Genomic DNA, 22,171 nt, shown 5'->3' on the forward strand with positions numbered 1-22,171 from the left:
TCAGTAAGCGTTGCGTGAGCGTACGATGTTTGTGTCGCGTAACCGGCCGAAGGGCGCACGTCTTGCGCTCTTTGGTCTCGGTCTTGGCATCTTCGCACTGATGCCGACCGAGCTCGGATATCAGGATATTGCCTCGCTCCTGGCCCGGCAGCCCGGCGTCGCCGAGCGCTGGCAGAAGCGCGTCTTCGCCTCCGCGGTCGGCTCGATCCAGGTCGCGACCTACAGCTTCGGCCGTCCGATCGGAACTTCCGCGCCGCAGGATCCGCAAATCCTGCTCGCAAGGCTCGACAGTCCGAGCGCCGACATCACCGGCGCGGTGACGCACAATCCGATCACAGCGCCGCCGCCGCGCTACCAGGCATCCGATTTCCCCAAGGTCGATCGCACGCTGAAGGGCGATCGTCTCGTCGTCGGGCGGCCGGACCAGGCCGATCCTGCGCAGCCGACGAACACGGCTCCGGCGAACGAGGATCCCGCGACATCGAATGCGTCGGTCAAGGGCATGAAGACCGCGACGGCGCCGGCCGAAAACACCCCACTTGATCCCGAATTGCAGGAGGCGCTGCGAGCACCGCCGTTGCCGCAATATGCCAAGCCGTCGCCGCAGCAATACGACGTGTCGATGTCGCTTGAGGCCAGTCCGCTCGATGATCTGAAGCCTGCGCCCGCCAAGCCCGCTGCTGCGCCTGCGGATGCAACGCACGAGCGCGACCCGTTCGCATTCAAGACCGCCAGCCTGTTCTTCGGCTCGTCGCTCGGCACGCCCGAGAATCTCGAGCGCTGGCAGCCGGGCGAGGCGCCGGTCGTCGTCGCGCCCGCAGCGCAGCCCGATCCCGACATGAAGGTGATGGCGTCACTGCCGGTCGATGCCGACGGCCCGGTCAAGGCCGGCGAGATCGGCGAGAGCATCGCGCCGAAGGGCGAAGTCAACGCCGACGACCAGCACACCAAGACGCCGGCGGAACGGCTCGGCCTGTTCGACGCGAAATCGCGCGCCAAGTCGGAGAAGTGCCTTGCCGAGGCGGTCTATTTCGAAGCGCGCGGCGAAGCGGTGCGCGGCCAGATCGCAGTCGCCCAGGTGGTGCTGAACCGCGCCTTCTCCGGCAAATATCCGGATACGGTGTGCGGCGTGGTCTACCAGAACAAGAACCGCCACTACGCCTGCCAGTTCACCTTCGCCTGCGACAACATCCCCGACGTCGTTCGCGAGCCCGACATGTGGGATCGCGCCAAGAAGATCTCTAAGGCGATCCTCGACGGCAAATTGTGGCTGCCGGAGGTCGATCGCTCGACCCATTACCACGCCTATTGGGTGCGGCCGTCCTGGGTCAGTGAAATGAAGAAGATGTACAAGTTCGGCGTCCACACCTTCTATCGCCCGCGCGCCTGGGGCGACGGCAGTGACGCGCCGAGCTGGGGCAGCGCAGCCGAGACAGCCAAGATCTCGGCGCAACTCGCCGAAGCGGCCCAGAGCTCGGCCGAGCAGGCCAGCGCCAAGCGGTAGGGCCGCTAACCCACCCGCCCCTTGAAAAGGGGAGGTCGCTTTGCTCATCAGAGCAAAGCGGGTGAGGATCTGGTCTCTCCACGAGCAGCGGTGCGTCTGGCTGACTCCCATCCCGACCTTCCCCCTTTCAGAGGGAAGGAGAAGACGGGCCCGCAGGCCATGCCCCGGAATGACGCTCGTCATCCTCTCGGATTCTGCAGAGCTGCCTTGCGAGCGAATATTTTTCTCCTTCGCCTCTTGGGCTTTTCATGCAGATGCATTAACTCCTGGCAATGTTTCGCGGGGCGGTTCCCCCGCAGCGTTTGCGGGGGGAGACAAAATGGCCGCTACCACCGGGAATCTGCGACCGACGTCCGGCACCTGGCGCACGCCGCTCGTCATCATCGTCTGCGGCTGTGCGATCGCGCTGTTGAGTTTCGGCCCGCGCTCCAGCCTCGGCTTCTTCGTGCAGCCGATGGGCCGCGAATTCGCCTGGGGCCGCGACGTGTTTGGCCTTGCCATCGCGCTGCAGAACCTGTTGTGGGGTCTCGGCCAGCCGATCGCAGGGGCCATCGCCGACCGCTTCGGCCTGCTGCGCGTCATGATCGTCGGCGCCTTGCTGTATGCCGCCGGCCTGCTGCTGATGCGTTACTCGACCACCTCGTTGTCGCTCGACATCAGCGCCGGCGTGCTGATCGGTTTCGGTTTGTCGGGCTCATCGTTCAATCTGGTACTGGCGGCGTTCAGCAAGCTGTTGCCGCCGGAGAAGCGCGGCATTGCGCTCGGCGCCGGCACCGCCGCCGGCTCGTTCGGCCAGTTCCTGTTCGCGCCGTTCGGCGTTGCGATGATCGACAATTTCGGCTGGCAGACTGCGCTCGTGGTGTTCAGCGCGTTGATGCTGCTGATCCTGCCGCTCTCGCTCGCGCTTGCGACCCCGCCCGCCGCGACCAGCAAGGTGCCGGCCGCCGACCAGCAATCGTTCAAGACCGCGCTGGCCGAGGCCTTCGGCCATCGCTCCTACGTGCTGCTGGTGCTCGGCTTCTTCACCTGCGGCTTCCAGCTCGCCTTCATCACCATCCATCTGCCGGCCTATCTCGCCGATCGCGGCATTTCGGCCTCGACCGGCGGTTGGGTGGTCGCGGCGATCGGCCTGTTCAACATCGTGGGCTCGCTCAGCGTCGGCTGGCTGCAGAACTTCTTTCCGAAGCGCTATTTGCTCTCGGTGATCTACTTTTCGCGCGCGCTGGCGACCGTCGCCTTCATCTCGTTCCCGGTGACGCCGTTCTCAGCAATCGCCTTCGGCGCGGTCTCGGGACTGCTGTGGCTGTCGAGCGTGCCGCCGACCTCGGCGCTGGTGGCGCTGATGTTCGGCACCCGCTGGTTCTCCACGCTCTACGGCTTCGCCTTCGTCAGCCATCAGGTGGGCGGCTTCCTCGGGGTCTGGCTCGGCGGCGTCGTGTTCGAGCAGTATGGCTCCTACACGCCGATCTGGTGGCTGTCGGTGCTGTTCGGCGTGCTGTCGGCGCTGATCAACCTGCCGATCGTCGAAAAGCCCGTCGTGCGCCCGGTTGCGCAGCCTGCCTGATGGGTTAAACACTCCCCGAAACCAAGATTACGGGAGTGCTCATCGTGGCAACGTTCAAGGCAATCAGGATCGACAAGGCGGACAAGGGTACCACCGCCGCACTGACCCAATTCGACGACGCGGAATTGATGGACGGCGACGTCACCGTCCGCGTCGAATGGTCGACGCTGAACTACAAGGACGGCCTGGCGCTGACCGGCAAGGCGCCGGTGGTGCGCCGCTTCCCGATGATCGCCGGCATCGATTTCGCCGGCACCGTCGAGCAATCCAGCCATCCCGACTGGAAGGCGGGCGACAAGGTCGTCTGCAACGGCTGGGGCATGGGCGAGACCCATCTCGGCGCCTATGCGGAAAAGGCCCGCGTCAAGGGCGATTGGCTGGTACGGCTGCCGGACGGCATCTCGGCCCGTGACGCGATGGCGGTCGGCACCGCCGGCTATACCGCGATGCTGTCGGTGCTGGCGCTGGAGAAGCACGGTCTCACGCCGAAGAGCGGTCCGGTGGTGGTGACCGGCGCCGCCGGCGGCGTCGGCTCGGTCGCGATCGCCGTGCTGTCGAAGCTCGGCTACCACGTCATCGCCTCGACCGGGCGGATGTCAGAGGCCGACTACCTCAAGGGGCTCGGCGCCGCCGAGGTGATCGACCGCGCCGATCTGTCGGGTGCCCCCAAGGCGCTTGCCAAGGAGCGCTGGGCCGGCGGCGTCGACAGCGTCGGGTCGACCACGCTCGCCAATCTGCTTTCGATGACCAAATACGGCGGCGCCATCGCGGCTTGCGGCCTGGCGGCCGGCATGGACCTGCCGTCGTCGGTCGCGCCCTTCATTTTGCGCGGCGTGTGCCTTCTCGGCATCGATTCCGTGATGTGCCCGATCGAGCTCAGAAGGATCGCCTGGCGGCGCCTTGCCAGCGATCTCGATAAGGCAAAACTGGCTGATATCACTCATGAAATCGCCCTGGGCGACGTCATGTCGTATGGTACGAAAATCCTCGATGGCCAGGTCCGCGGCCGGATCGTGGTAAAAATAGTCTGAGGACGTTCAGACTTTACCAACCAAGCTGCTCCAATGTTGCCACGGTTGGTATGGTAAGCAGCGGGTAAAGAGACTTGCGGCATGATCCCGGGGGGCCGGGTTTCCTCGCGCAGACGTTCGAGTAGCGTCGGTAGCGGGGGTCATGCTCAACAAGGAGCGGGTGCCCGCGCTCGTAAGTGGAGTAGCTCATGCTTGCGCGTTTGGTGTTGGGGGCCGTCACGGCCGGAGCAATGGTCGTGCCGGCATTCGCAGGCATGATGAACGCCGATGAAGCGCGCAGGTTCGTCGCCGGCAAGGTGTTCGCCTTCACCTGTTTCGACGGTACCCGCGGAGCCGGCCGGATCCTCGACGATCTGGGCGCCACGGGCTCGATCCAGTTCTCCGGCTCCGGACCGATCCGCCACGTGCGACTGCCCGGCAATACGCTGCAAATCCGCGGCCAGAGCGTTTGCGCGTCGCTGAAGGGCATTCCGTTCGAACCGTGCTTCAATCTCGACAAGCAGGACGACCGCACGTTCCGCGGCTCGGTCTCCGGCATGGGCTTCGCCTACTGCGATTTCCATCACCAGGGCGGTCAGCAGATGCTGATGGCCCGCGCGGCGGCGCGGCCGCGTTCGCTGCACCCGCGCACCCGGTCCGCGGATGCCTCGCCGACCGAGGTGTCGCGCGTCGAGACGCCGCAGGTCGAAAGGGCGAAGCTCGAGCCGGTCAAGGCCGAGCCAGCGAAGGTCGAGAGCGCGCCGGAATTGCGCCGCTCCACCGACTAATTTCTCATCTGCGCGCTAGCGGGAATAGCTGCCGAGCCGTAGTCATACGGATGGCGGTCGCCACGCGTTGATAGCTACTCAATAGCCTAGCGTTCGCCGACAGGCGGGATGCCGAGGATACCGATTTGAGTAGTCATATGGCGCAGTATTTTTTCCGTATCAGTGATGGCGATTACGCTGGTGCATCCGACCACGCGACGGAGTTCGAGAGCCGTGACGTGGCCTGGGCCGAGATGACCAAGGTGTGCGGCAATTTCCTTGGCAGCATTTCGCGCAACATGAAGCAAGACAGCGAATGGCACATGGAGCTGCTCGACGAGAGCCGCAAGCCCGTGTTCAGGATTCGGCTGGTTGCCGAATCCGTCGACTGAGGCGCTCGCCGTTCAGGACGACTAACTTGAACCCTCAGCCTGCGGGAGAGGCGGAGCGGCCCGCCTGCGGAACAGGATCCGCTGATAAAGCCAGCCGATCGCGACCAGCACGATGCCGAGGCACATGAACGACAGCGCCCGGTAGGCGCCCGTGAGCGTCGACATGTCGACCAGGAACGCCTTCAGGATCGTCAGCCCGATCACCGCAGCGGAGGCGAGCCGCGCCCGCTGCGAGTTGACGACGATGCCGATACCGAGCAGCGCGACGCCGAACATCAGCCAGGCGATCGAATAGGTGTATTGCTCGGCGCCTGTGGTCTCGCCGCGCGTCAACACCGGTCCATGATAGAGCCTGCGGATTTCGAACGTGACGTAAGCGAGCGCTAGCACCAGCGCGCCGGCTGCGATCGTGTTGGCGTAGCCCGCGGGACGATGGCCCGCCACCGCATAGGACAGCAGCAGCGCCAGCACGGCCGGCAATGCGTAGCCGAGCAGCAAGAGATTGATGAAGCTGCCGCCGACGTCCTGCCACCACAGCATCGGGTTCTCGAGCCCCAGCAGCCCGAACAGGCTGGCAAGCCCGGCGAACGCGGTGAGCAGGATCGCACCGACATTGTGGACGATGCTGCCGCTGCGCAGCCGCAGCCGCTCCAGCCCGATCGCCATCGCGAGCGTTACGCCGACCTGCAATGCGACCTCGGTCAGCCCGGCACTGGCGTAATAGACATCGCCGGCATTGACCGCATGGCGGATCTCCATGAAGGCGAGCAGCACCGTGAACAGGATCGCGGCGGACTCGACCATCCGCAGCGGGACGTCGTCGCCATTGCGGCGCAGGAAATGGCTTGCCGCCCAGAATGACAGCGCCGGAACGCCATACCCCCACAGCAGCCAGTTGAAGATCGGCGTGGCGCCGACGGCATCGCCCGCGATCCGCGGCTCGTAGCCGATGCGCAGCACCACGATGCCGGCCAGGATCGCGGCAAGCCAGCGCAGGAACGGGATCGGCCGCTGTACTGACAGCCATGCCGTGCCCATCGACACCAGCGCCAGCGCGATGGTGAGCCAGCCCTTGTCGAGCGCGAAGGTCAGCGCCAGCGCCAGCGAAGCGAGGGCGCCGGTGGCTGACAGCGCAATCGAAGGCGACAGTTCCGGCCGCTCGCGGCGCCGGGTCAGCGCTTCGGTCGCGGCGGCATAGGCCGCAGCGAGCAGCACGGCAAGGATTGCAAACGGGATCGAGCGATCGAGATGCGCGATGCGTGCATAGAGTGCGACCAGCAGTGCGACCGGCGTGAACACGGCTGCCGCGGCCCAGGTCACCATGACCTTCGTGGTGACAAACCGGAATTGCGCGAGGAAGCCGGCGATGCCGAAGGCAGCCGCGAACAGCGCCGCGGTGACGAGATGCAGCGAGACCGAGCCATCGGTCGCGGACGGGCCGATGCCCGGGATCGCACCGCCCGGCAGCACCAGCATGTCGACGTTGCGGCGCACCGCCCATTCGCCGAACACGACGAAGACGAATACCGACGCGGCGGCGATGGCGCCGGCAGCGGCCGGCGCGCGCCAGGCGACGAAAAGGCTGCCCGCCGTCAGCAGCGCAAAGCCAATCATCGCGCTGTCGGCATGCGCGCTGTTGAGCACGATCAGCGTCGCGCCGAACAGATAGGCCGCGAGCGAGCCGGACGAGATCGGCTCGATCTCCTCGCCATCGCCGTCGGGGCCGAACATGAAACCGCAGACCACCAGCAGCGCCGCCAGCACGAAGCCCGCGATGACGTGGAAGACGTGCGGCGCGATCATCTCCGGCCCGCATTGCAGGCACGGCAAGGTCCATAGCAGCGCGAAGGCGATCGTCGTGACGGCGAGCCAGCGCCACAGTCGGATCCGCGCGAGGCCGAACGCCGCCGCGGTGACGATCGCAAGATAAATGTAGAGCGACCAGAAGTCCGGCTTGTCGGATGAAACCAGGATCGGGGTGACGAAGGCGCCGACGATGCCGAGCCCGGCCAGCGCAGGCCCGTGCAGCAGCGCGGCCGCGAGCGTGCCGAGCGCAACCATGCCGAGCAGGATGAAGGCGGTTGCCGGTGCGAGGAAGTCGTACAGCGCGTAGGCGGCATAGACCGTGGCGAACGCCACCGCGGTGCCGGCCGCGGTGAGGATCGCCGGAATGTTGGCGACCGGCAGTGCCGCGATGCTGGAGATGCTTTCCCTGCGCCGCGTCCACTCGCTGGCGCCGAGCAAAGCGAGCGCAAACAGCGCGGCGAGCATCGTGCGTACGCCGGGGCCGAGCAGCCCGGCCTCGATCGAATAGCGCACCATGAAGAAGCCGCCGAGCGCCAGCGTCAGGCCGCCGATCCACACCACCCAGCGCGTGCCGAGCGTCTCCTCGAAGCCGGGCGCCGCTTGCTGTGGGGCGGGCGGCTCTGGCAGCGGCGGCGGGGCGGCGCCTGCCGCGTCTGCGGCTGCCTCTGCATGCGCGGCCGGCTCGCGCGCAGCCATCTCGGGGAGCGGCGGCGGCGCGATGGGAGGCGCTGCCGGCAGCGTCTGCTCGAACGCCTCGAGCGGCGCCAGCGGCGGCGGCGCGGCCCTCCGCGCGGCGGATCCACCTGCGGCCTCGATCGCGTCCAGCCGGCGCTGCAGCACCGCAATCTGGCCCAGCGCCTTGCGCGCGAAAATGATCGCGACAATGGCGATGACAAGCGTGAGGAAATCGAACGGCGAATCGAACATCGGGCCTCCGGCGGGACGCGCCGGACCATCGGCCAGCCGGCCGCCCGTCGCAACCTAGTAGTGCAGTTGAGAGGACTGGAAGTTCAAGCCACCGGCCTGGCAGGCTCTGGCTATTCCAGATCGATGTGGAAGGGTCGGCCCTCGACGCTCATGCTGCCGGGGCCCATCGCATCGAGTGCGCGCAGCATCCGGCCCTCGCGCCCCAGCGCCTTGTCGGCGAGGCTGACGATCAGCCGGTTGGGCGCTGCGATCGGCGAGGCCGCGCGGATCAGCCGGGCGATGGACATTTCGTCGCGGTGCGGATTGAGCGCGCAGACCGTGGCGAAGGCGCTGGCGGTCGAGCGGCTGATGCCGGCGTAGCAATGCACCACCATCGGCGCGCGGCGATCCCAGCCGCGCACGAAGGCGAGCACCCGCTCGATATGCGTCTCGTTCGGCGCAACGAATCCGTCCATCTGTTCGACGATGTCGTCCATCGACACCTTCAGGTGGTTGGCCGGAAGCACGGAGGGCGGCCGCTGCACCTGGTCGACATTGGCCATCACGGTCAGCACGTGGCTGGCGCCGGTGGCACGAACCGTGTCGGAGAGCGCGGCAAGCGAGCAGACGTGAAGCATGATGGTCCTTGGCTATCGGTACGCCCGATTATAACGGCTGCTCCCGGGCGGGCAAAGGTACGCGGCGCGATGCCCGCGCTGCGTTTTGCGGCGCAACCGGCAGCACGCTACGCGCCGCACGCCTACGATGCGTGCAATGCCTTGAAGCGTTCGAGGAACTGCTTTTCGGCCCTCGCTGCGGTCCAGGGCGTCAGATAGTCGCGCTCGGTCGCTTCCGGCAATTCCGGGTCGCGGCCGAACAACCGCTTGGCTTCGGCCTGCGAAAAGCCCGCCAGATGCGTCGCCTCCAGATAGGCTGCGCCACGATCGGCGGCCTTGATCTGCAGGGTGATCTCGTCCGCCAGCACCGCCGGCAGGCCGAAGCGGATATGGATCGCCGACAGCAGCCGCTTTTCCACCACCTTGTATTCACCGGCCAGCACCGCTTTGAACGGCGAGATCATGTCGCCGATGACGTATTCGGGCGCGTCGTGCAGCAGTGCGGCGAGCCGATGGCTGATATCGACCCGCGGCATCTGCTGCCGCATCACGGCTTCGACCAGCAGCGTGTGCTGGGCCACTGAGAAGATGTGCGCGCCTGAGGTCTGTCCATTCCAGCGCGCGACCCGCGCCAGTCCATGTGCGATGTCGACGATTTCGATATCGAGCGGCGACGGGTCGAGCAGGTCCAGCCGGCGCCCCGACAACATCCGCTGCCAGGCGCGGGTCGTCTCCGTCGATCTGCGTGCCGTCATTTCTTCTTGAGCCGCGGCATGCGGAGCTTGCCGCTGCAGGCCTCGTGGCAGAAGCAGGTCACGAGGTGATCGTTGACCATGCCGGTTGCCTGCATGAAGGCATAGACGATGGTGGGGCCGACGAACTTGAAGCCGCGGGCGCCGAGCTCCTTGGAGACCTTGATCGAGACCGGCGTCGAGGCCGGCACGCTCGCGGTGGTCTTGAACTGATTGACCTTCGGCTTGCCGTCGACGAAGTCCCACAGGAATTTCGAGAAGCCGGGACCCTTCTCCATGATCTCCAGATAGCCCTTCGCGCTCGCGATCGTGCCTTCGATCTTGGCGCGGTTACGAACGATGCCGGCGTCGTTCATCAGCGCATGCACCTTCTTGTCGGTGTAGCGCGCGATCTTCTCGGGCTGGAAATCGTCGAAGGCTTTGCGGAAGTTGTCGCGCTTGCGCAGGATCGTGATCCAGGACAGGCCGGCCTGGAAGCCGTCGAGGATCAGCTTTTCGTAGAGCGCACGGTCGTCATATTCCGGCACGCCCCATTCATTGTCGTGATAGGCGACGTAGAACGCGTCCTCGCCCGGCCAAGGGCAGCGCGTCTTGCCGTCAGGATGCAGCTGTGCGGTACGACTCATGCAACGGTCTTCTTAGGGGTGATGCGGACAGCATCAGGATCGGCGAGATGAAGCGCGAGCCCTCCCGCGGTCAGCGGCAGGCCGGCGTCGAGCGCATCGGCAACGCGGTCGATACGCACCAGCGCGAGGCCTTTCTCGCCGGCGGTCGAGCCCATGGTGCCGACCTGCTTGTCGCCGGCCTGGATCGTCGCGCCGGTCTCGGGGGCGGGGCCGTCGAGAATGATCTTCACCGTGCGCGTGCGCGCCGTGCCGCGATGCTGCATGCGCGACACGACTTCCTGGCCGACATAGCAGCCCTTGTCGAAATCGACGCCGTTGAGGCGGTCCATATTGGTCTCGTGCGGGAAGGCGTCGCCGTACATGAAGTCGAGCCCGCCGCGCGGCACGCCGGTCGCGATCCGATGCGCTTCATATGCGCCGCTGTCGACGAGATCGGCGCCGATCAGGTCAGCGAGTTTCTGCTTCAGATCTTCCGGGATCAGGACGCGCCAGCCGAGCGCCGCGTTGCGCGGATCGGCGAAGGCGAGATCGGGAATCGCCGCGGGCTCGCCATCCCAGGCGGCCAGCACGCCAAGGCTGTCGGAGAGGTTCTCGACCACGACCTTGGCGCGCAGCTTGTAGAAGCCGAGCTTGTCGGCAAGCCCCTTGGCGAGCGCGCGCGGCGCATCGATCAGGAAGCCGCCGCCATGACCTGTGGGTATCTCGGTGATCAGGAAGTCGACGATGATCTTGCCCTGCGGCGTCAGCAGCGCGCCGAACCGGGCCTGTCCCGGGGCCAGTTGCTCGACATCGGTCGTGATGAGGCCGTTGAGGAAGTTGCGGGCGTCCTCGCCAGAGACCTTGATCACGCCCCGATCTGGAAGAAACGCTGCTTTCATTCGCAAAATTCGCTCTTTTCCAAGTTCCTTGGGAAACGCGGTCCGCGCGGATATCCCCAGCCTAGCTAAGGCGCTACAATGCGCCGAACAAGGCCCGCGCGACACCCGAAAGCGGGCGCCGAGGACCGATGAATCAGCATTTTGACACCATTCTAAAATCCGGCACCGTGGTCAATCAGGACGGCGAGGGCGTGCGCGATGTCGGCGTCACCAACGGCCGCATCGCCGCGATCGGCTCGCTCAGCCAGGCCTCGGCCGGCGAGGTGATCGACTGCAAGGGCCTGCATATCCTGCCCGGCGTGATGGACACCCAGGTGCATTTCCGTGAGCCCGGGCTGACGCAGAAGGAAGATCTCGAGACCGGCTCGCGCAGCGCCGTAATGGGCGGCGTCACCGCGGTGTTCGAGATGCCGAACACCAACCCGCTGACGGTCACCGAAGAAGCGTTCACCGACAAGATCAAGCGCGGTCACCATCGCATGCATTGCGATTTCGCCTTCTTCATCGGCGGCACCCGCGAGAACGTGCAGGACCTGCCGGAGCTCGAGCGGGCGCCGGGCTGCGCCGGCGTCAAGGTGTTCATCGGCTCGTCCACCGGCGCGCTCTTGGTCGAGGACGACGAGAGCCTGCGGCGGATCTTCCAGGTGATCCGGCGCCGCGCCGCGTTCCACGCCGAGGACGAGTATCGGTTGAACGAGCGCAAGCCGCTGCGGATCGAGGGCGATCCGCGCTCGCATCCGGTGTGGCGCGACGAGACCGCGGCGCTGATGGCGACCGAGCGTCTGGTCAATCTCGCGCGCGAGACCGGCAAGCGCATCCATGTGCTGCACATCTCGACCAAGGAAGAGATCCTGTATCTGCGCGACCACAAGGATGTCGCCTCCTGCGAGGCAACGCCGCACCACCTCACCATGGCCGCGCCGGAATGCTACGAGCGGCTCGGCACGCTGGCGCAGATGAACCCGCCGGTGCGCTCGGCCGATCATCGCGCCGGCATCTGGTACGGCATCGAGCAGGGCATCATCGACGTGCTCGGCTCGGACCACGCGCCGCATACGCTGGAGGAGAAGGAGAAGACCTATCCGGCCTCGCCATCGGGCATGACCGGCGTGCAGACGCTGGTGCCCTTGATGCTCGATCACGTCAACGCCGGGCGGCTGTCGCTGGCGCGCTTCGTCGATCTCACCAGTGCGGGTCCGGCGCGGTTGTTCAACATCGCCTGCAAGGGCCGCATCGCGGCGGGCTATGATGCCGACTTCACCGTGGTCGATCTGAAGCGCAGCGAGACCATCACCAACAAATGGATCGCCTCGCGCGCCGCCTGGACGCCGTATGACGGCGTGCGCGTGCAGGGCTGGCCGGTCGGCACCTTCGTGCGCGGCAAGCGGGTGATGTGGCAGGGCGAAGTCACGACGCCGTCGACTGGCGAGCCGGTCCGCTTCCTGGAGACTCTCAAGCCGTAGCGGATTGGATTACTGCCGGGCCAATGCCAGCGAGAACTCGCCGTTGCGCACCCGCGCGGCGAGTCCCTCGGCGAACTTCGCCACCGCATCCTCGCCATAGGTGCCGACCAGCTCGGCGAGCGCCGCAAACAGGCTCGCCTGCGCGAGGCAGTCGCCATCGACACCGTCGTGACGCGCTTCCGCCCAGGCCTCGTTCAGGTAGCCCAGCGCGGCTTGCTTCTGTTCGTGATCGGGACGCGGGTCTTGGTGATGGGGAAAGGACGCTGGATGGCGCATGAAACTCTGCAAAATGGATGCGCGCGGTCCGGGGAGCGAACCACTGCGACGCGCGAGATGTACCACGCATGCGGGTACCGCCTAGCCCACATCTTTCGAAAAGGTTAACGCCCACCACGGCATTTAAAGGGGAATTTCGGACGTCGCCGACGCGATCAACCAAATGAGCTGTGGATATGATCCAGCACCGCGCGCGGCGAGGCGCACAGATGGCTGGCGCCGGCCGAGGTCAGCTCCTCCGGCGTGCCGTAGCCATAGGTGACGCCGACCGCGCGGATGCCGTTGCTGACGGCCCCGATCACGTCGTGGCTGCGGTCGCCGATCATCACGGCATGCGCCGGATCGGTCCCGGTCTGCGCCAGCGCATAGGCCAGCAGGTCGACCTTGTTGACCCGCGTTCCGTCGAGCTCGGAGCCGAACACGTGGTCGAAATAGCTGCTCAAGCCGAAATGCGCGACGATCCGGGTCGCGAACACGTGCGGCTTCGAGGTCGCGACGAAGATGCGCCCCGGCGCCTGCCGCAGCTCCGCCAGCACCTCGGCGATATCGGGATAGACGCTGTTCTCGAACAGCCCGACGTCGCCGAATCGCTCGCGGTACAGTTCGACGGCGCGGTCGGCGAGTTCCTCGCCGCCGAGCAGCATCGCAAAGCTCGCCCGCAGCGGCGGCCCGATGCACCAGGTCAATTCGTCCTGCGAGGGAACCGGGCGGCCGAGCTTGCCCAGCGCATACTGGATCGAGCCGGTGATGCCGGGCTTCGGGTTGGTCAGGGTGCCGTCGAGGTCGAAGAAGATCGCGCGGTCAGTTGGCATAGCGAGCCGTCAGGTCGCGCGAGATTTTTGAGCCTTCCTCGATGTAGCGGCGGATCGCCACGGAGGCCGCGGGGGTGCAGGTCCGGTAGGTCTGCTGGAAGCCGTTATAGCCGCGGTTGAAGCCCGCAACCATGCGGGCGCGGCGGTCGCCGGAGGGGGTTTCGGCATCGATCAGGGCCTGCATCTCGTTGCGCCATTTGGCGCCCTCGTTGGAGCCGCAGATGCCGCGCAGATAGTGCAGGGCGCCGAGGATTTCGGCCAGCCGCTGCAGGTCGCCGTCGAACGGCGCAGCCGCGTCCTGCGCCCGGGCGGGCGTCGCGAGGCATGCCGACATCAGGATCACAACGGCGAGAAAGGCTCTGATCATCAGGGGTTCCGGAATCGCCGTGGTATGCCCCCTCAATGCGCCCGAGGCAAGGCGGCAGGACGGGTCCAAAGCGCCGACACGGCCCTCAAACCAGCCGCCGGGCGGCCGCAATGACCTCGTGCAGCCCCCCGGTGACCTTGAGATCGCCGATCTGTTCCGGCGCCAGCCATTTGAAATCGTCGTGCTCGTCGTTCAGCACGGGCTCGCGGAAGGCCCAGCGCGCCGCGAACGTCATGATCAGATAGTGCCCGGTGCCGGGGCCGGTCGGCAGCACCTCGCGCCAGCCGGCCAACCCCACTATCTCGACCCTGAGGCCCGTCTCCTCGTCGATCTCCCGGTGCAGGGCGGTGTGCAGGGTCTCGCCGAACTCGACCCGGCCGCCGGGCAGCGAATAGAAGCCCTTGCCCGGCGAGCGGGCGCGGCGCACCAGCAGCACCTTGCCGTCGCGGAAAATCACGCCGGAGACGGCGAGCTGCGGGCGGATCGGAGGTTCGGGAGGGCTCAAGACGACAACCAGTTTTGACGGCCATCATGCCCGATAAATCAGGCGCCCGCCATGATGCTCTCGACATCGGCCTCTGCGGCGCCGTTGATGACACCGGCGGTCTGCATCACCAGCGGCTTGACCCAGACGATCGCCTGCTCGGCGAGCGCGACCCGGCTCTTGTCCTGGTGCAATTGCCGCATCGCGGCGCCGACCTCGGTCAGGATCCTGGTCATGCTGTCGGTGAGCTGATCGAATTCGGCCCGGATACTGGCGTTCGCCATCTCATAGGCCTCGATCGCGAGGTCGCGTGCCTTGAAATTGGACGCGGTGAAATGCTCGGCATAGGACAGCGGCTGCCATTCCAGGAAATCGTCGGCGCATTCCGGCAGGTCCGGGACCATCTCCAGCAACATGATGGCTTCGTTGAAGTGATTGAGGTAGTCGGTCGCAAGCCCGGTGCGGGGATTGATGTTGGCGGCGCGCAACTGCGCCGCCCGCGCCTCGTCGGGGTACGTCGGTCGCGGGGAAGAGCCCGCTATGGCGGCCGTTGAGGTCATTGGTCGCAGTCTTAACGGTCCAAGTTAAGGCGGAATAAACGGATACCACCCGGGACGGGATATGTGCGGACGCTTTGTCATTACCTCGCCGCCGGCGGCCTTGCGAGAGATGTTCGGCTACATCGAGCAGCCGAATTTTCCGCCGCGGTATAATGTTGCGCCGACCCAGCCGATCCCCGTCGTGCTGCTGCAGAATGGCGGCCGGCATTTTCAATTGATGCGCTGGGGCCTGATCCCGTCCTGGGTCAAGGATCCCCGCACGTTCTCGCTTTTGATCAACGCCCGCTCCGAAACGGTGCGAGAGAAGCCGGCCTTCAAGAACGCGATCAAGCGGCGCCGCGCGCTGATCCCGGCCGACGGCTATTACGAATGGCAGGATGCCGGCGGCCGCAAGCGGCCGTTCTTCATCCATCGCCGCGACGGCCATCCGCTCGCCTTCGCCGCGCTGGCCGAGACCTGGATGGGACCGAACGGCGAGGAGCAGGACACGGTCGCGATCGTCACCGCACCCGCGAGCGCGGACCTCGCGCAACTGCATCACCGCGTGCCGGTCACGATCAGGCCCGAGCAATTCGCGCGCTGGCTCGACTGCCTGCCCAACGATGTCGACGACGTGATGCCGATGCTGAAGGGGCCCGATGTCGGCGAGTTCGCCTGGCACCAGGTGACGATGCGCGTCAACGCCGTCGCCAACGACGACGCACAATTGCTGCTGCCGATGACCGCCGAGGAGATCGCAGCGGAGGATGCGCCGGCGCCGAAGAAGGCCGCGCCGCGCAAGACGCCGGTGCGCGAGGACGACGGGCAGGGCTCGTTATTCTAGCGGCAGGAGCGCGATGCGCGAGGAGGATCACGCGCCGCTCTTCCCACATCGTCGTCCCGGCCTTCGCCGGGGCGACACTGAGCGTGCGGAGATCACCCCTTCACCGACGCGACGCCCTCGATCTCGATCAGCATCTTCGGATTGGGCAGCGCCACCACGACGCAGGTGGTGCGGGCGGGATAGGGCGCGGGGCCAAACGCGCCGGCATAGAGCGCGTTCATCGTGGCGACGTCGCTGGCGCGGGTCAGCAGCACGTTGACCTTGACGAGATCGCGCATCGTCGCGCCCGCTTCATTCAGCACGCGTTTGAAATTGGTCACGACATTGGCGAACTGCGCCTCGAAACCGTCGGGCAGCTCGCGGTTGGCGTCGAAGCCGGGAATGCCCGAGATGAACAGGAGATCGCCGACGCGGGCGCCGAACGAGAGCGGCGGCGCCTGGATGCCGGGCGGAGGAGGGAAGTGCTTGATCGCTGTGTTTTCTGTCATGAGGTTACCCGTCTGCGCGAGATGGAAGGGGAGAAGGTTCGATGGCGCGCGGCGAAGCGGCACGCCGGCGCCAGAGATTCTTGCCGAGCAGATTCTGGCCGATCATGCCGGCCAGCATCGCGATGACGAACACCACGATCGGCAGCGAGAGCCCGGCAAGATTGACCAATGCGGGGCCGGGGCAGATGCCGGCGAGGCCCCAGCCGATGCCGAACAGGATTGCGCCCCCGACCAGCGGCGCATCGATGTCGTTGCGGTCAGGCCAGAGGAAGCGCGCCGAGAAGGCGGGCGCGGTGCGCCGCCGCGCGATCGCAAAGCCGGTTGCTGCGACCGCGACCGCACCCGCCATCACGAAGGCGAGCGTCGCATCCCAGGCGCCGAACAGATCGAGGAAGCCGAGCACCTTCTGCGGATCGGTCATGCCCGAGATCAGCAGGCCCGCGCCGAAGATCAGCCCGCACACGAAGCTTGCAAGAACCGGCATGGCTAGCCTCCGATCCCGTGCCTGACGATGGCGACCGTGATGATCGCCGCCGTCATGAAGATGAACGTCGCCACGATCGAGCGGCCGGACAGCCGTGCGAAGCCGCAGACGCCGTGGCCCGAGGTGCAGCCATTGCCCATCCTCGTGCCGAATCCGACCAGCAGGCCTGCGATCGCGGTCACCACGAGGCTCGCATTCATCGCCGGCCGCGGCAGCGGCGCGCCGAATAGCGCCGCAATCAAGGGCGCTGCGATCAGTCCCGCGATGAACGCGATGCGCCAGAAGCGGTCGGCGGTACCGGGCTGGAGCAGGCCGCCGACGATGCCGGTGACCCCTGCGATCCGCCCGGTCAACAGCATCAGGAGCGCGGCGGCGAGGCCGATCAGTGCGCCGCCGGCGAAGCCGGAAACTGGGGTGAAATCGTGCATCGGTGCGGGTCCCTGTTGCGCAAACTCCTCAGCGATGGCGCAAAGCGGTGGGCGCACATGCGCCGATGGTCGCGTGGCTGCGTGGCCGATGATAGACTCCGCGACAACATGAACAAGCGCAATCCCGCGTGTTTTGCCGGCATTTCGAGGTGCCGCCGCCCGGTCGGATTGCCGCGATTCGATCTGGAGAATTCCCCATGAGACTGTCATCCGCCGCCCGCGCCGTGCTGTTTGCGCTGGCGCTGCTCACCGGATCGTCCGCCGCGCTGGCCGACGAGGGCGCGGTGACGCTCGTCATCTTCAAGGGCGGCTGGATCTTCGGCGGCTCCGCCGGCAAGGGCGTCCTGACCTTCCACGGCCAGACCTATGGGCTCACGGCGGGCGGACTGGATTACGGCCTCGTGTTCGGCGGCTCGCAGACCACGTTGCAGGGGCGGGTGCGCAACATCCGCCGCGCCCAGGATATCGCCGGCGTCTACGCCGCGGCGGGCATGGGCGTTGCGCTCGGCGCCGGCGTGCGCGGCATCCTGTTGACCAACCAGAACGGTGCCGTGCTCGAACTGAGCGGCAAGCAGATCGGGCTGATGGCCAATGTCGATCTCAGCGGGCTTGCGATCACGTTGAAGGAATAACGCTTCGTCGTTCCGGGGCTCGCGCTAAGAAGCGCGCCCCGGAATGACGGAGAAAGTCGCTCCATCCGGAGGTCTATGCGATCGTCTCGGCGAGGTCACGCCACGGCTGCAACGTCCAGTGCCCGGACGCTGCACCTGACGGCGACGGCAATACGAACACATCAGGAAAGCCGCTTGTTGCCGGCTGCCGCCCGAGCACAAGCGCGCTGGTCGGCTTGTTGTAGAACAGGCTCGCGGCCTTCCTGCTGGTGAAGGCGATGGTCTTCGGCCGGAACGTCTCGATCTTCGCCCTGAAGCCCACGACATCGAACGACTGCCGTGCGATCTCGTGATCCATCCCGGCGCCGGTCTTGCAGAGATCGGTGAAGCCGATGCCGAGTTCCAGCAGCGCGGTGAACTCATCCGGCCGATAGAGCCGCGGCGTGATGCCGACCTCATGCAGCGCGCGCCAGAATCGATTGCCGGGATGCGCGTAGTAGTGCCCGACTGCCGCCGACCGCGTGCTCGCTGCCGTGCCGGCGAACACCAGGCGCAGATCGGCGCGGAGCTGGTCGGGAAGGCGGTGGAGATTGCTGTCGGGCAGGTCGTTCATTCGGGCTCCTGCCTACCGCATGGCCAAAATATCGAAAACAACCCCATGCACAGTAGCCGGCGGCGTGTCGGCGCTCGATATGGCCACTTGACATGTCGGGCAACTCAGCGGCATTATTCGATTATTCCGAAGTTGTGCAGGCGCGCCCCACCCCGCGCCAGGGACATGGCCGTAACTATATGCGACCGCCTGCCATCCGCCGAGCGAGGTCGCGGCTCAATTCCCCTGATCTCATCCGGCGCTAGCGCGCCGGCTCCTTGACCTCGTCTTCGGCCGTCGCTGCCTGCGCCGGCCCCGTCGCGCGCACCATCAGGAACCGTCCCGAGAACGCCGTGCCGCGGATGCTCCAGCGGCCGTCGATCTCGGTCGCGTCGGCATTGACGGCGCCTTCATAGTGCACGGTGTCGTAGCCGTAGCCCGATGGCTCGTAGCGCTTGACGAACGTCACCGCGTTGCCGGAACGGTGACCCGCGAGCGAGGCATTGTGGGTGCTGATCGGGCAGCCCGGCGCGACGCAGGGTTCGGTCACGCTGCCGCCGAGCGCGCCGCCGGCGTCGATCAGCGTCGCCAGGAACGTGACCATGCCGCTCGGCTGCATGTAGCTGCCGTCCCAGACGCCGGTGAGATTGTCGTCCATGTCGCTGGCCCGGATGTCCGCGCGTTGAACTGCTGGGATCGATGTGGTGCAGGCAGCGCCTCAACGCAAGTCGCACGCGCGGCGGCGCGGTTGCCTGATCCGGCAAAACGGTCTGTAATCCGGCGCAACAGATCAAGAAGAATTTTGGGAGCTGACAATGACGGGAGAGCCGAAAACCCATTTCGAGGTGATCGTGGTCGGCGCCGGCGTCGCCGGCATCTACCAGATCAAGCGGCTCGCCGATCTCGGCATCGACGCCACCGTGCTGGAAGCCGCGCCCGATCTCGGCGGCACCTGGTACTGGAACCGCTATCCCGGCTGCCGTTTTGACTCGGAGAGCTACACCTACGGCTTCTCGTTCTCGCGCGAACTGCTCGACGAATGGCACTGGAAGGAGCGCTTCTCCGGTCAGCCCGAGAACCTGCGCTACCTCAACTACGTCGCCGACAAGTTCGACCTGCGCAAATACATGCAGTTCAATTGCAAGGTCGAGGCCATGCAGTTCGACGCGGCGCGCGATCTCTGGCAGCTCAGGATCAGCGACGGCCGCACGCTCACCTGCCACTTCGTCGTGCTCGGGATCGGTCTCTTGTCGGCGCCGACCATGCCGCGCGTGCCCGGCATCGATGACTTCAAGGGACGTTCCTTCCACACCTACTTTTGGCCGCACGAGCCGGTCGATCTCTCCGGCAAGAAGGTCGCCGTGATCGGCACCGGCGCGACAGGCATTCAGGTGATCGGAGAGATCGCCGACAAGGTCGGCGAGCTCACCGTGTTCCAGCGCCGGCCCAACTGGAGCGCGCCGCTCAACAACAGCGAAATCTCGGAAGCCGAAATGGCCGACATCCGCGCGCGCTATGACGAGATCTTCGCCGCCTGTGCGCTGACGCCAGGCAGCTTCGTCCATGGCCCCGACAAGCGTGGCTTCTACGAGGTCAGCCGCGAGGAGCGGCTGAAGCTGTGGGACAGGCTCTACGACGAGCCCGGCTTCGGCATCTGGCTGGCAAACTTCCGCGAGATCTTCATGGATGAAGCCGCCAATGCGGAGCTGTCGGAATACATCGCAGGCCGCATCCGCCAACGCGTGAAGGATCCTGATGTCGCCGAAAAGCTGATCCCGAAAGATCACGGCTTCGGCGTGCAGCGCCTGCCGTTGGAGACCAACTATTTCGAGGCCTACAACCGCGACAACGTCCATCTCGTCGATCTCAGCGAGACGCCGCTGCTCCGCGTCACCGAGACAGGCCTGCGTACCACCGCGCGCGACTACGCGTTCGACATCATCGTCTACGCCACCGGCTTCGACGCTATCACCGGCGCCTACGACCTGATCGACATCGAAGGCATCGGCGGCGAAAAGCTCGCCGACAAATGGAAGCACGCGCCCTCGACCTTCCTCGGCATGATGGTCCACGGCTTCCCGAACCTGTTGATGCCCACGGGCCCGCAAAGCGCCTCCGCCTCGACGAACTTTCCGCGCGGCATCGAGAACGGCGTCAACTGGTGCACCAATTTGCTGCAATACATGTGGGACCGCGGCCTGACCCGCGCCGACGCGACGCTCGAGGCGCAGCAGCGCTGGACCGCGCATGTCGTCAAGATGTACGAGATCATGCTGATGCGCAAAGCCAAGGGCTGGTTCACCGGCTACAACTCCAACGTCCCCGGCCATGAGGAGGGGACGGTGAGGTATTTCGTCTACAACGGCGGCACGCCGAAGTTTCTGGGGATCATCAACCGCGTCGCGGCGGAGGGGTATCGGGAGATTGAGTTTAGGGCTGGGGCGCGGAGTGCCTTGCATGCAGCGGCCACTGGCTTGTCGGGCTCAGTGGCGTAAAATGCAAGCGATACCATCCAGCTGGAAGGCGGGCGAATGATCGATCACGTTTACATCTCCGTCACCAATATCGAGAAGTCGCTGGCCTTCTACTCTGAGGCGCTGAAGCCACTCGGCTGGAGGGTCTTCGGCAACTACGACTCCGCCTCGGGTCCCGAAGGCGTCCCTGATCTCTACGGCATCGTTGACGATGTCTACGGCAGCGGCAAGGCGGTCGGATCAAGCATCTGGCTGCGCCAACGCATGCCCGGCGAGACCGGGCTGTATCTCGGAATTGTCTGCAACACCAATGAGCTCGTCGACGCCGCCTACGCCGCCGCAATCAAGGCCGGCGGCACCGACGAGGGGCGACCAGCCGACCGCACCTACTTCGCCCCCGGCTACTACGCCGCCAACGTCGCCGACTTCGACGGCAATCGTCTCGAGTTCGTGCACAAGGCGTGGAACCCCAAGCGGACGTAGCAGCAAGCCTGTAGCCCGCATGAGTGAAGCGATATGCGGGACCGGTGCAAACCCGGATATCGCTTCGCTCATTCGGGCTACCTGCTGCTTGCGGTTCGTCAATCAAGGCGACTGCACGTAGGCCAACTGACTGAACTCCGGAGGCGGACCAGCCGACCGTATCGTGAAGCTGTTGTGGCCCATGGCGGTTCTGTGAGGGACGACTACCGATCCAACCATGGACACGCTGGAGCCGGCGGGCCGCACATCGAACGGAAATGCGCAACCTTGCGGAGCTGCCCAGCGGGGTCGCCGTTGCCCGGATGTCGCCGTCGCTTCGCTCGTCCGAGCTGCTTGCTTCGAGAGCCGGATCATCAACGTTGATCTCAAGCCGTCGCCGCCGTCTCACATCGAGCAGCGAACATAGGGCGTTTCCACCGGCACCGGTTCCTTGGAGCTGAGCGTGATCGTGTTCTCTCCGGAGAGTTTCACGTCGAATGTGACGTCCGAAATCGCGATGCCGTCCGAGCAGGCCGCGACCATTCGTACATTCTGTCCATCATCGTGCATCGATTTGACCGTGCACTTTTGAAAAGTGCCGGTGATTTGCTTTCCCTGCACGATCAAGCCGCCTGCATGGAGATCGGCATTCTGCTTGAACGCGAGCTTGTTGTTCACCTTGATGAATATGTCGTTGCATGTCGAGGCGTCCATCGCCCAGGCCCCGTCCAAATTCCCGGCCTGTGTCGATCCCGATGGCGCAACGAGAAGGACGAATAACGCCGCAAGGTAGGCTTTCATGAAACTCTCCAGTTGATGAGGCAATGTACAGCAGCATTCACTGTGGACCGGACGTGGGAATTATCGTCGTCTGCAAGGCAACCGGGATGGCACCTCCAACGGAGCCCCCGACTTTGAGCCTCATAGAAAGCGATGAGATCGCGGATCTTTCGTTGATCCAGATCAAATCTGTGCGGCTCCCGGACGGGCGTGCCTTCAAAGCAAAAAAGACCGGGCTTTCGCCC

Annotated in this window: 26 protein-coding genes; 10 read left to right on the top strand and 16 right to left on the bottom strand. The window is 65.7% G+C overall.

Going from position 1 to position 22,171, the window contains the following annotated elements; translation table 11 throughout:
* Positions 1–25 precede the first annotated feature (25 nt).
* The 5 genes from ACVISU_RS31465 to ACVISU_RS31485 all read left to right on the top strand — a co-directional run bounded on the left by ACVISU_RS31465 (position 26) and on the right by ACVISU_RS31485 (position 5,237).
* Positions 26–1,504 (top strand): cell wall hydrolase, encoded by a 1,479-nt coding sequence (locus tag ACVISU_RS31465; RefSeq protein WP_456709525.1) that lies wholly within the window; start codon positions 26–28, stop codon positions 1,502–1,504.
* A 319-nt stretch (positions 1,505–1,823) separates the two neighbouring features.
* Positions 1,824–3,068 carry an MFS transporter gene (locus tag ACVISU_RS31470; protein WP_050403165.1) on the top strand — a complete coding sequence of 415 codons (1,245 nt, stop codon included), beginning with the start codon at positions 1,824–1,826 and terminating at the stop codon, positions 3,066–3,068.
* 44 nt (positions 3,069–3,112) lie between these two features.
* On the top strand, positions 3,113–4,099 hold the full coding sequence (gene acuI / locus ACVISU_RS31475; RefSeq protein WP_456709526.1) for an acrylyl-CoA reductase (NADPH): 987 nt from the start codon (positions 3,113–3,115) through the stop codon (positions 4,097–4,099).
* A 188-nt stretch (positions 4,100–4,287) separates the two neighbouring features.
* Entirely contained in the window at positions 4,288–4,866 is a 579-nt protein-coding gene (locus ACVISU_RS31480; RefSeq protein WP_050403166.1) for a hypothetical protein, read from the top strand.
* Between the two features lie 137 nt (positions 4,867–5,003).
* Positions 5,004–5,237 (top strand): DUF6894 family protein, encoded by a 234-nt coding sequence (locus tag ACVISU_RS31485; RefSeq protein ID WP_050403167.1) that lies wholly within the window; start codon positions 5,004–5,006, stop codon positions 5,235–5,237.
* Between the two features lie 21 nt (positions 5,238–5,258).
* Here ACVISU_RS31485 and ACVISU_RS31490 read toward each other — a convergent pair whose 3' ends face one another.
* The 5 genes from ACVISU_RS31490 to ygfZ all read right to left on the bottom strand — a co-directional run bounded on the left by ACVISU_RS31490 (position 5,259) and on the right by ygfZ (position 10,822).
* Entirely contained in the window at positions 5,259–7,970 is a 2,712-nt protein-coding gene (locus tag ACVISU_RS31490; protein ID WP_456709527.1) for a DUF2339 domain-containing protein, read from the bottom strand.
* A gap of 110 nt (positions 7,971–8,080) precedes the next feature.
* Positions 8,081–8,587, bottom strand: a complete 507-nt coding sequence (locus ACVISU_RS31495; RefSeq protein WP_050403169.1) for a tyrosine phosphatase family protein — start codon at positions 8,585–8,587, stop codon at positions 8,081–8,083.
* A 122-nt stretch (positions 8,588–8,709) separates the two neighbouring features.
* The gene (locus tag ACVISU_RS31500) at positions 8,710–9,321 is read right to left on the bottom strand and encodes a hydrolase (protein WP_456709528.1); all 612 of its coding nucleotides are present in this window, start codon (positions 9,319–9,321) and stop codon (positions 8,710–8,712) included.
* Complete coding sequence (locus tag ACVISU_RS31505; protein ID WP_050403171.1) at positions 9,318–9,944, bottom strand: DNA-3-methyladenine glycosylase I; 627 nt, start codon at positions 9,942–9,944, stop codon at positions 9,318–9,320. The genes ACVISU_RS31500 and ACVISU_RS31505 overlap by 4 nt, the downstream gene beginning before the upstream one ends.
* Positions 9,941–10,822, bottom strand: coding sequence for a CAF17-like 4Fe-4S cluster assembly/insertion protein YgfZ (gene ygfZ, locus ACVISU_RS31510; protein WP_456709529.1), 882 nt, complete (start codon positions 10,820–10,822; stop codon positions 9,941–9,943). The genes ACVISU_RS31505 and ygfZ overlap by 4 nt, the downstream gene beginning before the upstream one ends.
* A 128-nt stretch (positions 10,823–10,950) precedes the next feature.
* On the opposite strand from ygfZ, the gene ACVISU_RS31515 reads away from it, so the two are divergent.
* Entirely contained in the window at positions 10,951–12,285 is a 1,335-nt protein-coding gene (locus ACVISU_RS31515) for a dihydroorotase (RefSeq protein WP_456709530.1), read from the top strand.
* A 9-nt stretch (positions 12,286–12,294) separates the two neighbouring features.
* Here ACVISU_RS31515 and ACVISU_RS31520 read toward each other — a convergent pair whose 3' ends face one another.
* From ACVISU_RS31520 to ACVISU_RS31540, 5 genes are all read right to left on the bottom strand, one after another.
* On the bottom strand, positions 12,295–12,561 hold the full coding sequence (locus ACVISU_RS31520) for a hypothetical protein (RefSeq protein WP_028332620.1): 267 nt from the start codon (positions 12,559–12,561) through the stop codon (positions 12,295–12,297).
* A 155-nt stretch (positions 12,562–12,716) separates the two neighbouring features.
* Positions 12,717–13,373 (bottom strand): HAD family hydrolase, encoded by a 657-nt coding sequence (locus ACVISU_RS31525; RefSeq protein WP_456709531.1) that lies wholly within the window; start codon positions 13,371–13,373, stop codon positions 12,717–12,719.
* Positions 13,363–13,740, bottom strand: a complete 378-nt coding sequence (locus ACVISU_RS31530) for a TIGR02301 family protein (protein WP_050424352.1) — start codon at positions 13,738–13,740, stop codon at positions 13,363–13,365. Before ACVISU_RS31530 ends, ACVISU_RS31525 begins: the two co-directional genes overlap by 11 nt.
* Before the next feature lie 85 nt (positions 13,741–13,825).
* The gene (locus tag ACVISU_RS31535) at positions 13,826–14,245 is read right to left on the bottom strand and encodes an NUDIX hydrolase (protein ID WP_456709532.1); all 420 of its coding nucleotides are present in this window, start codon (positions 14,243–14,245) and stop codon (positions 13,826–13,828) included.
* Between the two features lie 38 nt (positions 14,246–14,283).
* The gene (locus ACVISU_RS31540; RefSeq protein WP_050403177.1) at positions 14,284–14,784 is read right to left on the bottom strand and encodes a hypothetical protein; all 501 of its coding nucleotides are present in this window, start codon (positions 14,782–14,784) and stop codon (positions 14,284–14,286) included.
* A 61-nt stretch (positions 14,785–14,845) separates the two neighbouring features.
* Between ACVISU_RS31540 and ACVISU_RS31545 the strand changes: the two genes are divergently transcribed.
* Positions 14,846–15,607, top strand: a complete 762-nt coding sequence (locus ACVISU_RS31545) for an SOS response-associated peptidase (protein WP_456709533.1) — start codon at positions 14,846–14,848, stop codon at positions 15,605–15,607.
* 92 nt (positions 15,608–15,699) lie between these two features.
* On the opposite strand, the gene ACVISU_RS31550 is transcribed toward ACVISU_RS31545, so the two are convergent.
* The 3 genes from ACVISU_RS31550 to ACVISU_RS31560 are packed head-to-tail and all read right to left on the bottom strand — an operon-like array spanning position 15,700 to position 17,007.
* Positions 15,700–16,095 carry a RidA family protein gene (locus tag ACVISU_RS31550; protein WP_050403179.1) on the bottom strand — a complete coding sequence of 132 codons (396 nt, stop codon included), beginning with the start codon at positions 16,093–16,095 and terminating at the stop codon, positions 15,700–15,702.
* A gap of 4 nt (positions 16,096–16,099) precedes the next feature.
* The gene (locus ACVISU_RS31555; protein ID WP_050403180.1) at positions 16,100–16,579 is read right to left on the bottom strand and encodes a DUF6691 family protein; all 480 of its coding nucleotides are present in this window, start codon (positions 16,577–16,579) and stop codon (positions 16,100–16,102) included.
* Between the two features lie 2 nt (positions 16,580–16,581).
* Positions 16,582–17,007, bottom strand: coding sequence for a YeeE/YedE family protein (locus ACVISU_RS31560; protein ID WP_050403181.1), 426 nt, complete (start codon positions 17,005–17,007; stop codon positions 16,582–16,584).
* Between the two features lie 197 nt (positions 17,008–17,204).
* Between ACVISU_RS31560 and ACVISU_RS31565 the strand changes: the two genes are divergently transcribed.
* On the top strand, positions 17,205–17,639 hold the full coding sequence (locus ACVISU_RS31565) for a hypothetical protein (protein ID WP_050403182.1): 435 nt from the start codon (positions 17,205–17,207) through the stop codon (positions 17,637–17,639).
* 73 nt (positions 17,640–17,712) lie between these two features.
* Here ACVISU_RS31565 and ACVISU_RS31570 read toward each other — a convergent pair whose 3' ends face one another.
* Together ACVISU_RS31570 and ACVISU_RS31575 are read right to left on the bottom strand one after the other, a co-directional pair.
* Complete coding sequence (locus tag ACVISU_RS31570; protein WP_456710944.1) at positions 17,713–18,222, bottom strand: mismatch-specific DNA-glycosylase; 510 nt, start codon at positions 18,220–18,222, stop codon at positions 17,713–17,715.
* Positions 18,223–18,472: 250 nt separating this feature from the next.
* Positions 18,473–18,868: a hypothetical protein gene (locus tag ACVISU_RS31575; RefSeq protein ID WP_456709534.1), complete on the bottom strand. Its 396-nt coding sequence runs from the start codon at positions 18,866–18,868 to the stop codon at positions 18,473–18,475.
* Between the two features lie 157 nt (positions 18,869–19,025).
* Here ACVISU_RS31575 and ACVISU_RS31580 point away from each other — a divergent pair, with 157 nt between their 5' ends.
* Entirely contained in the window at positions 19,026–20,705 is a 1,680-nt protein-coding gene (locus ACVISU_RS31580; protein WP_456709535.1) for a flavin-containing monooxygenase, read from the top strand.
* Between the two features lie 36 nt (positions 20,706–20,741).
* Positions 20,742–21,167, top strand: coding sequence for a VOC family protein (locus ACVISU_RS31585; RefSeq protein ID WP_456709536.1), 426 nt, complete (start codon positions 20,742–20,744; stop codon positions 21,165–21,167).
* 384 nt (positions 21,168–21,551) lie between these two features.
* Here the strand turns inward: ACVISU_RS31585 and ACVISU_RS31590 are convergent, their stop codons facing one another.
* Complete coding sequence (locus ACVISU_RS31590) at positions 21,552–21,947, bottom strand: hypothetical protein (protein WP_456709537.1); 396 nt, start codon at positions 21,945–21,947, stop codon at positions 21,552–21,554.
* Positions 21,948–22,171 lie beyond the last annotated feature (224 nt).

The sequence above is a fragment of the Bradyrhizobium sp. USDA 4452 genome, assembly GCF_054063575.1.

Excerpts from the sequence above, each read along its gene's own strand:
- ACVISU_RS31465 (WP_456709525.1), top strand. The coding sequence starts at position 26 with ATGTTTGTGTCGCGTAACCGGCCGAAGGGCGCACGTCTTGCGCTCTTT.
- ACVISU_RS31470 (WP_050403165.1), top strand. The coding sequence starts at position 1,824 with ATGGCCGCTACCACCGGGAATCTGCGACCGACGTCCGGCACCTGGCGC.
- ACVISU_RS31480 (WP_050403166.1), top strand. The coding sequence starts at position 4,288 with ATGCTTGCGCGTTTGGTGTTGGGGGCCGTCACGGCCGGAGCAATGGTC.
- ACVISU_RS31485 (WP_050403167.1), top strand. The coding sequence starts at position 5,004 with ATGGCGCAGTATTTTTTCCGTATCAGTGATGGCGATTACGCTGGTGCA.
- ACVISU_RS31490 (WP_456709527.1), bottom strand. The coding sequence starts at position 7,970 with ATGTTCGATTCGCCGTTCGATTTCCTCACGCTTGTCATCGCCATTGTC.
- ACVISU_RS31495 (WP_050403169.1), bottom strand. The coding sequence starts at position 8,587 with ATGCTTCACGTCTGCTCGCTTGCCGCGCTCTCCGACACGGTTCGTGCC.
- ACVISU_RS31500 (WP_456709528.1), bottom strand. The coding sequence starts at position 9,321 with ATGACGGCACGCAGATCGACGGAGACGACCCGCGCCTGGCAGCGGATG.
- ACVISU_RS31505 (WP_050403171.1), bottom strand. The coding sequence starts at position 9,944 with ATGAGTCGTACCGCACAGCTGCATCCTGACGGCAAGACGCGCTGCCCT.
- ygfZ (WP_456709529.1), bottom strand. The coding sequence starts at position 10,822 with ATGAAAGCAGCGTTTCTTCCAGATCGGGGCGTGATCAAGGTCTCTGGC.
- ACVISU_RS31515 (WP_456709530.1), top strand. The coding sequence starts at position 10,951 with ATGAATCAGCATTTTGACACCATTCTAAAATCCGGCACCGTGGTCAAT.
- ACVISU_RS31520 (WP_028332620.1), bottom strand. The coding sequence starts at position 12,561 with ATGCGCCATCCAGCGTCCTTTCCCCATCACCAAGACCCGCGTCCCGAT.
- ACVISU_RS31525 (WP_456709531.1), bottom strand. The coding sequence starts at position 13,373 with ATGCCAACTGACCGCGCGATCTTCTTCGACCTCGACGGCACCCTGACC.
- ACVISU_RS31530 (WP_050424352.1), bottom strand. The coding sequence starts at position 13,740 with ATGATCAGAGCCTTTCTCGCCGTTGTGATCCTGATGTCGGCATGCCTC.
- ACVISU_RS31540 (WP_050403177.1), bottom strand. The coding sequence starts at position 14,784 with ATGACCTCAACGGCCGCCATAGCGGGCTCTTCCCCGCGACCGACGTAC.
- ACVISU_RS31545 (WP_456709533.1), top strand. The coding sequence starts at position 14,846 with ATGTGCGGACGCTTTGTCATTACCTCGCCGCCGGCGGCCTTGCGAGAG.
- ACVISU_RS31550 (WP_050403179.1), bottom strand. The coding sequence starts at position 16,095 with ATGACAGAAAACACAGCGATCAAGCACTTCCCTCCTCCGCCCGGCATC.
- ACVISU_RS31555 (WP_050403180.1), bottom strand. The coding sequence starts at position 16,579 with ATGCCGGTTCTTGCAAGCTTCGTGTGCGGGCTGATCTTCGGCGCGGGC.
- ACVISU_RS31560 (WP_050403181.1), bottom strand. The coding sequence starts at position 17,007 with ATGCACGATTTCACCCCAGTTTCCGGCTTCGCCGGCGGCGCACTGATC.
- ACVISU_RS31565 (WP_050403182.1), top strand. The coding sequence starts at position 17,205 with ATGAGACTGTCATCCGCCGCCCGCGCCGTGCTGTTTGCGCTGGCGCTG.
- ACVISU_RS31575 (WP_456709534.1), bottom strand. The coding sequence starts at position 18,868 with ATGGACGACAATCTCACCGGCGTCTGGGACGGCAGCTACATGCAGCCG.
- ACVISU_RS31580 (WP_456709535.1), top strand. The coding sequence starts at position 19,026 with ATGACGGGAGAGCCGAAAACCCATTTCGAGGTGATCGTGGTCGGCGCC.
- ACVISU_RS31585 (WP_456709536.1), top strand. The coding sequence starts at position 20,742 with ATGATCGATCACGTTTACATCTCCGTCACCAATATCGAGAAGTCGCTG.
- ACVISU_RS31590 (WP_456709537.1), bottom strand. The coding sequence starts at position 21,947 with ATGAAAGCCTACCTTGCGGCGTTATTCGTCCTTCTCGTTGCGCCATCG.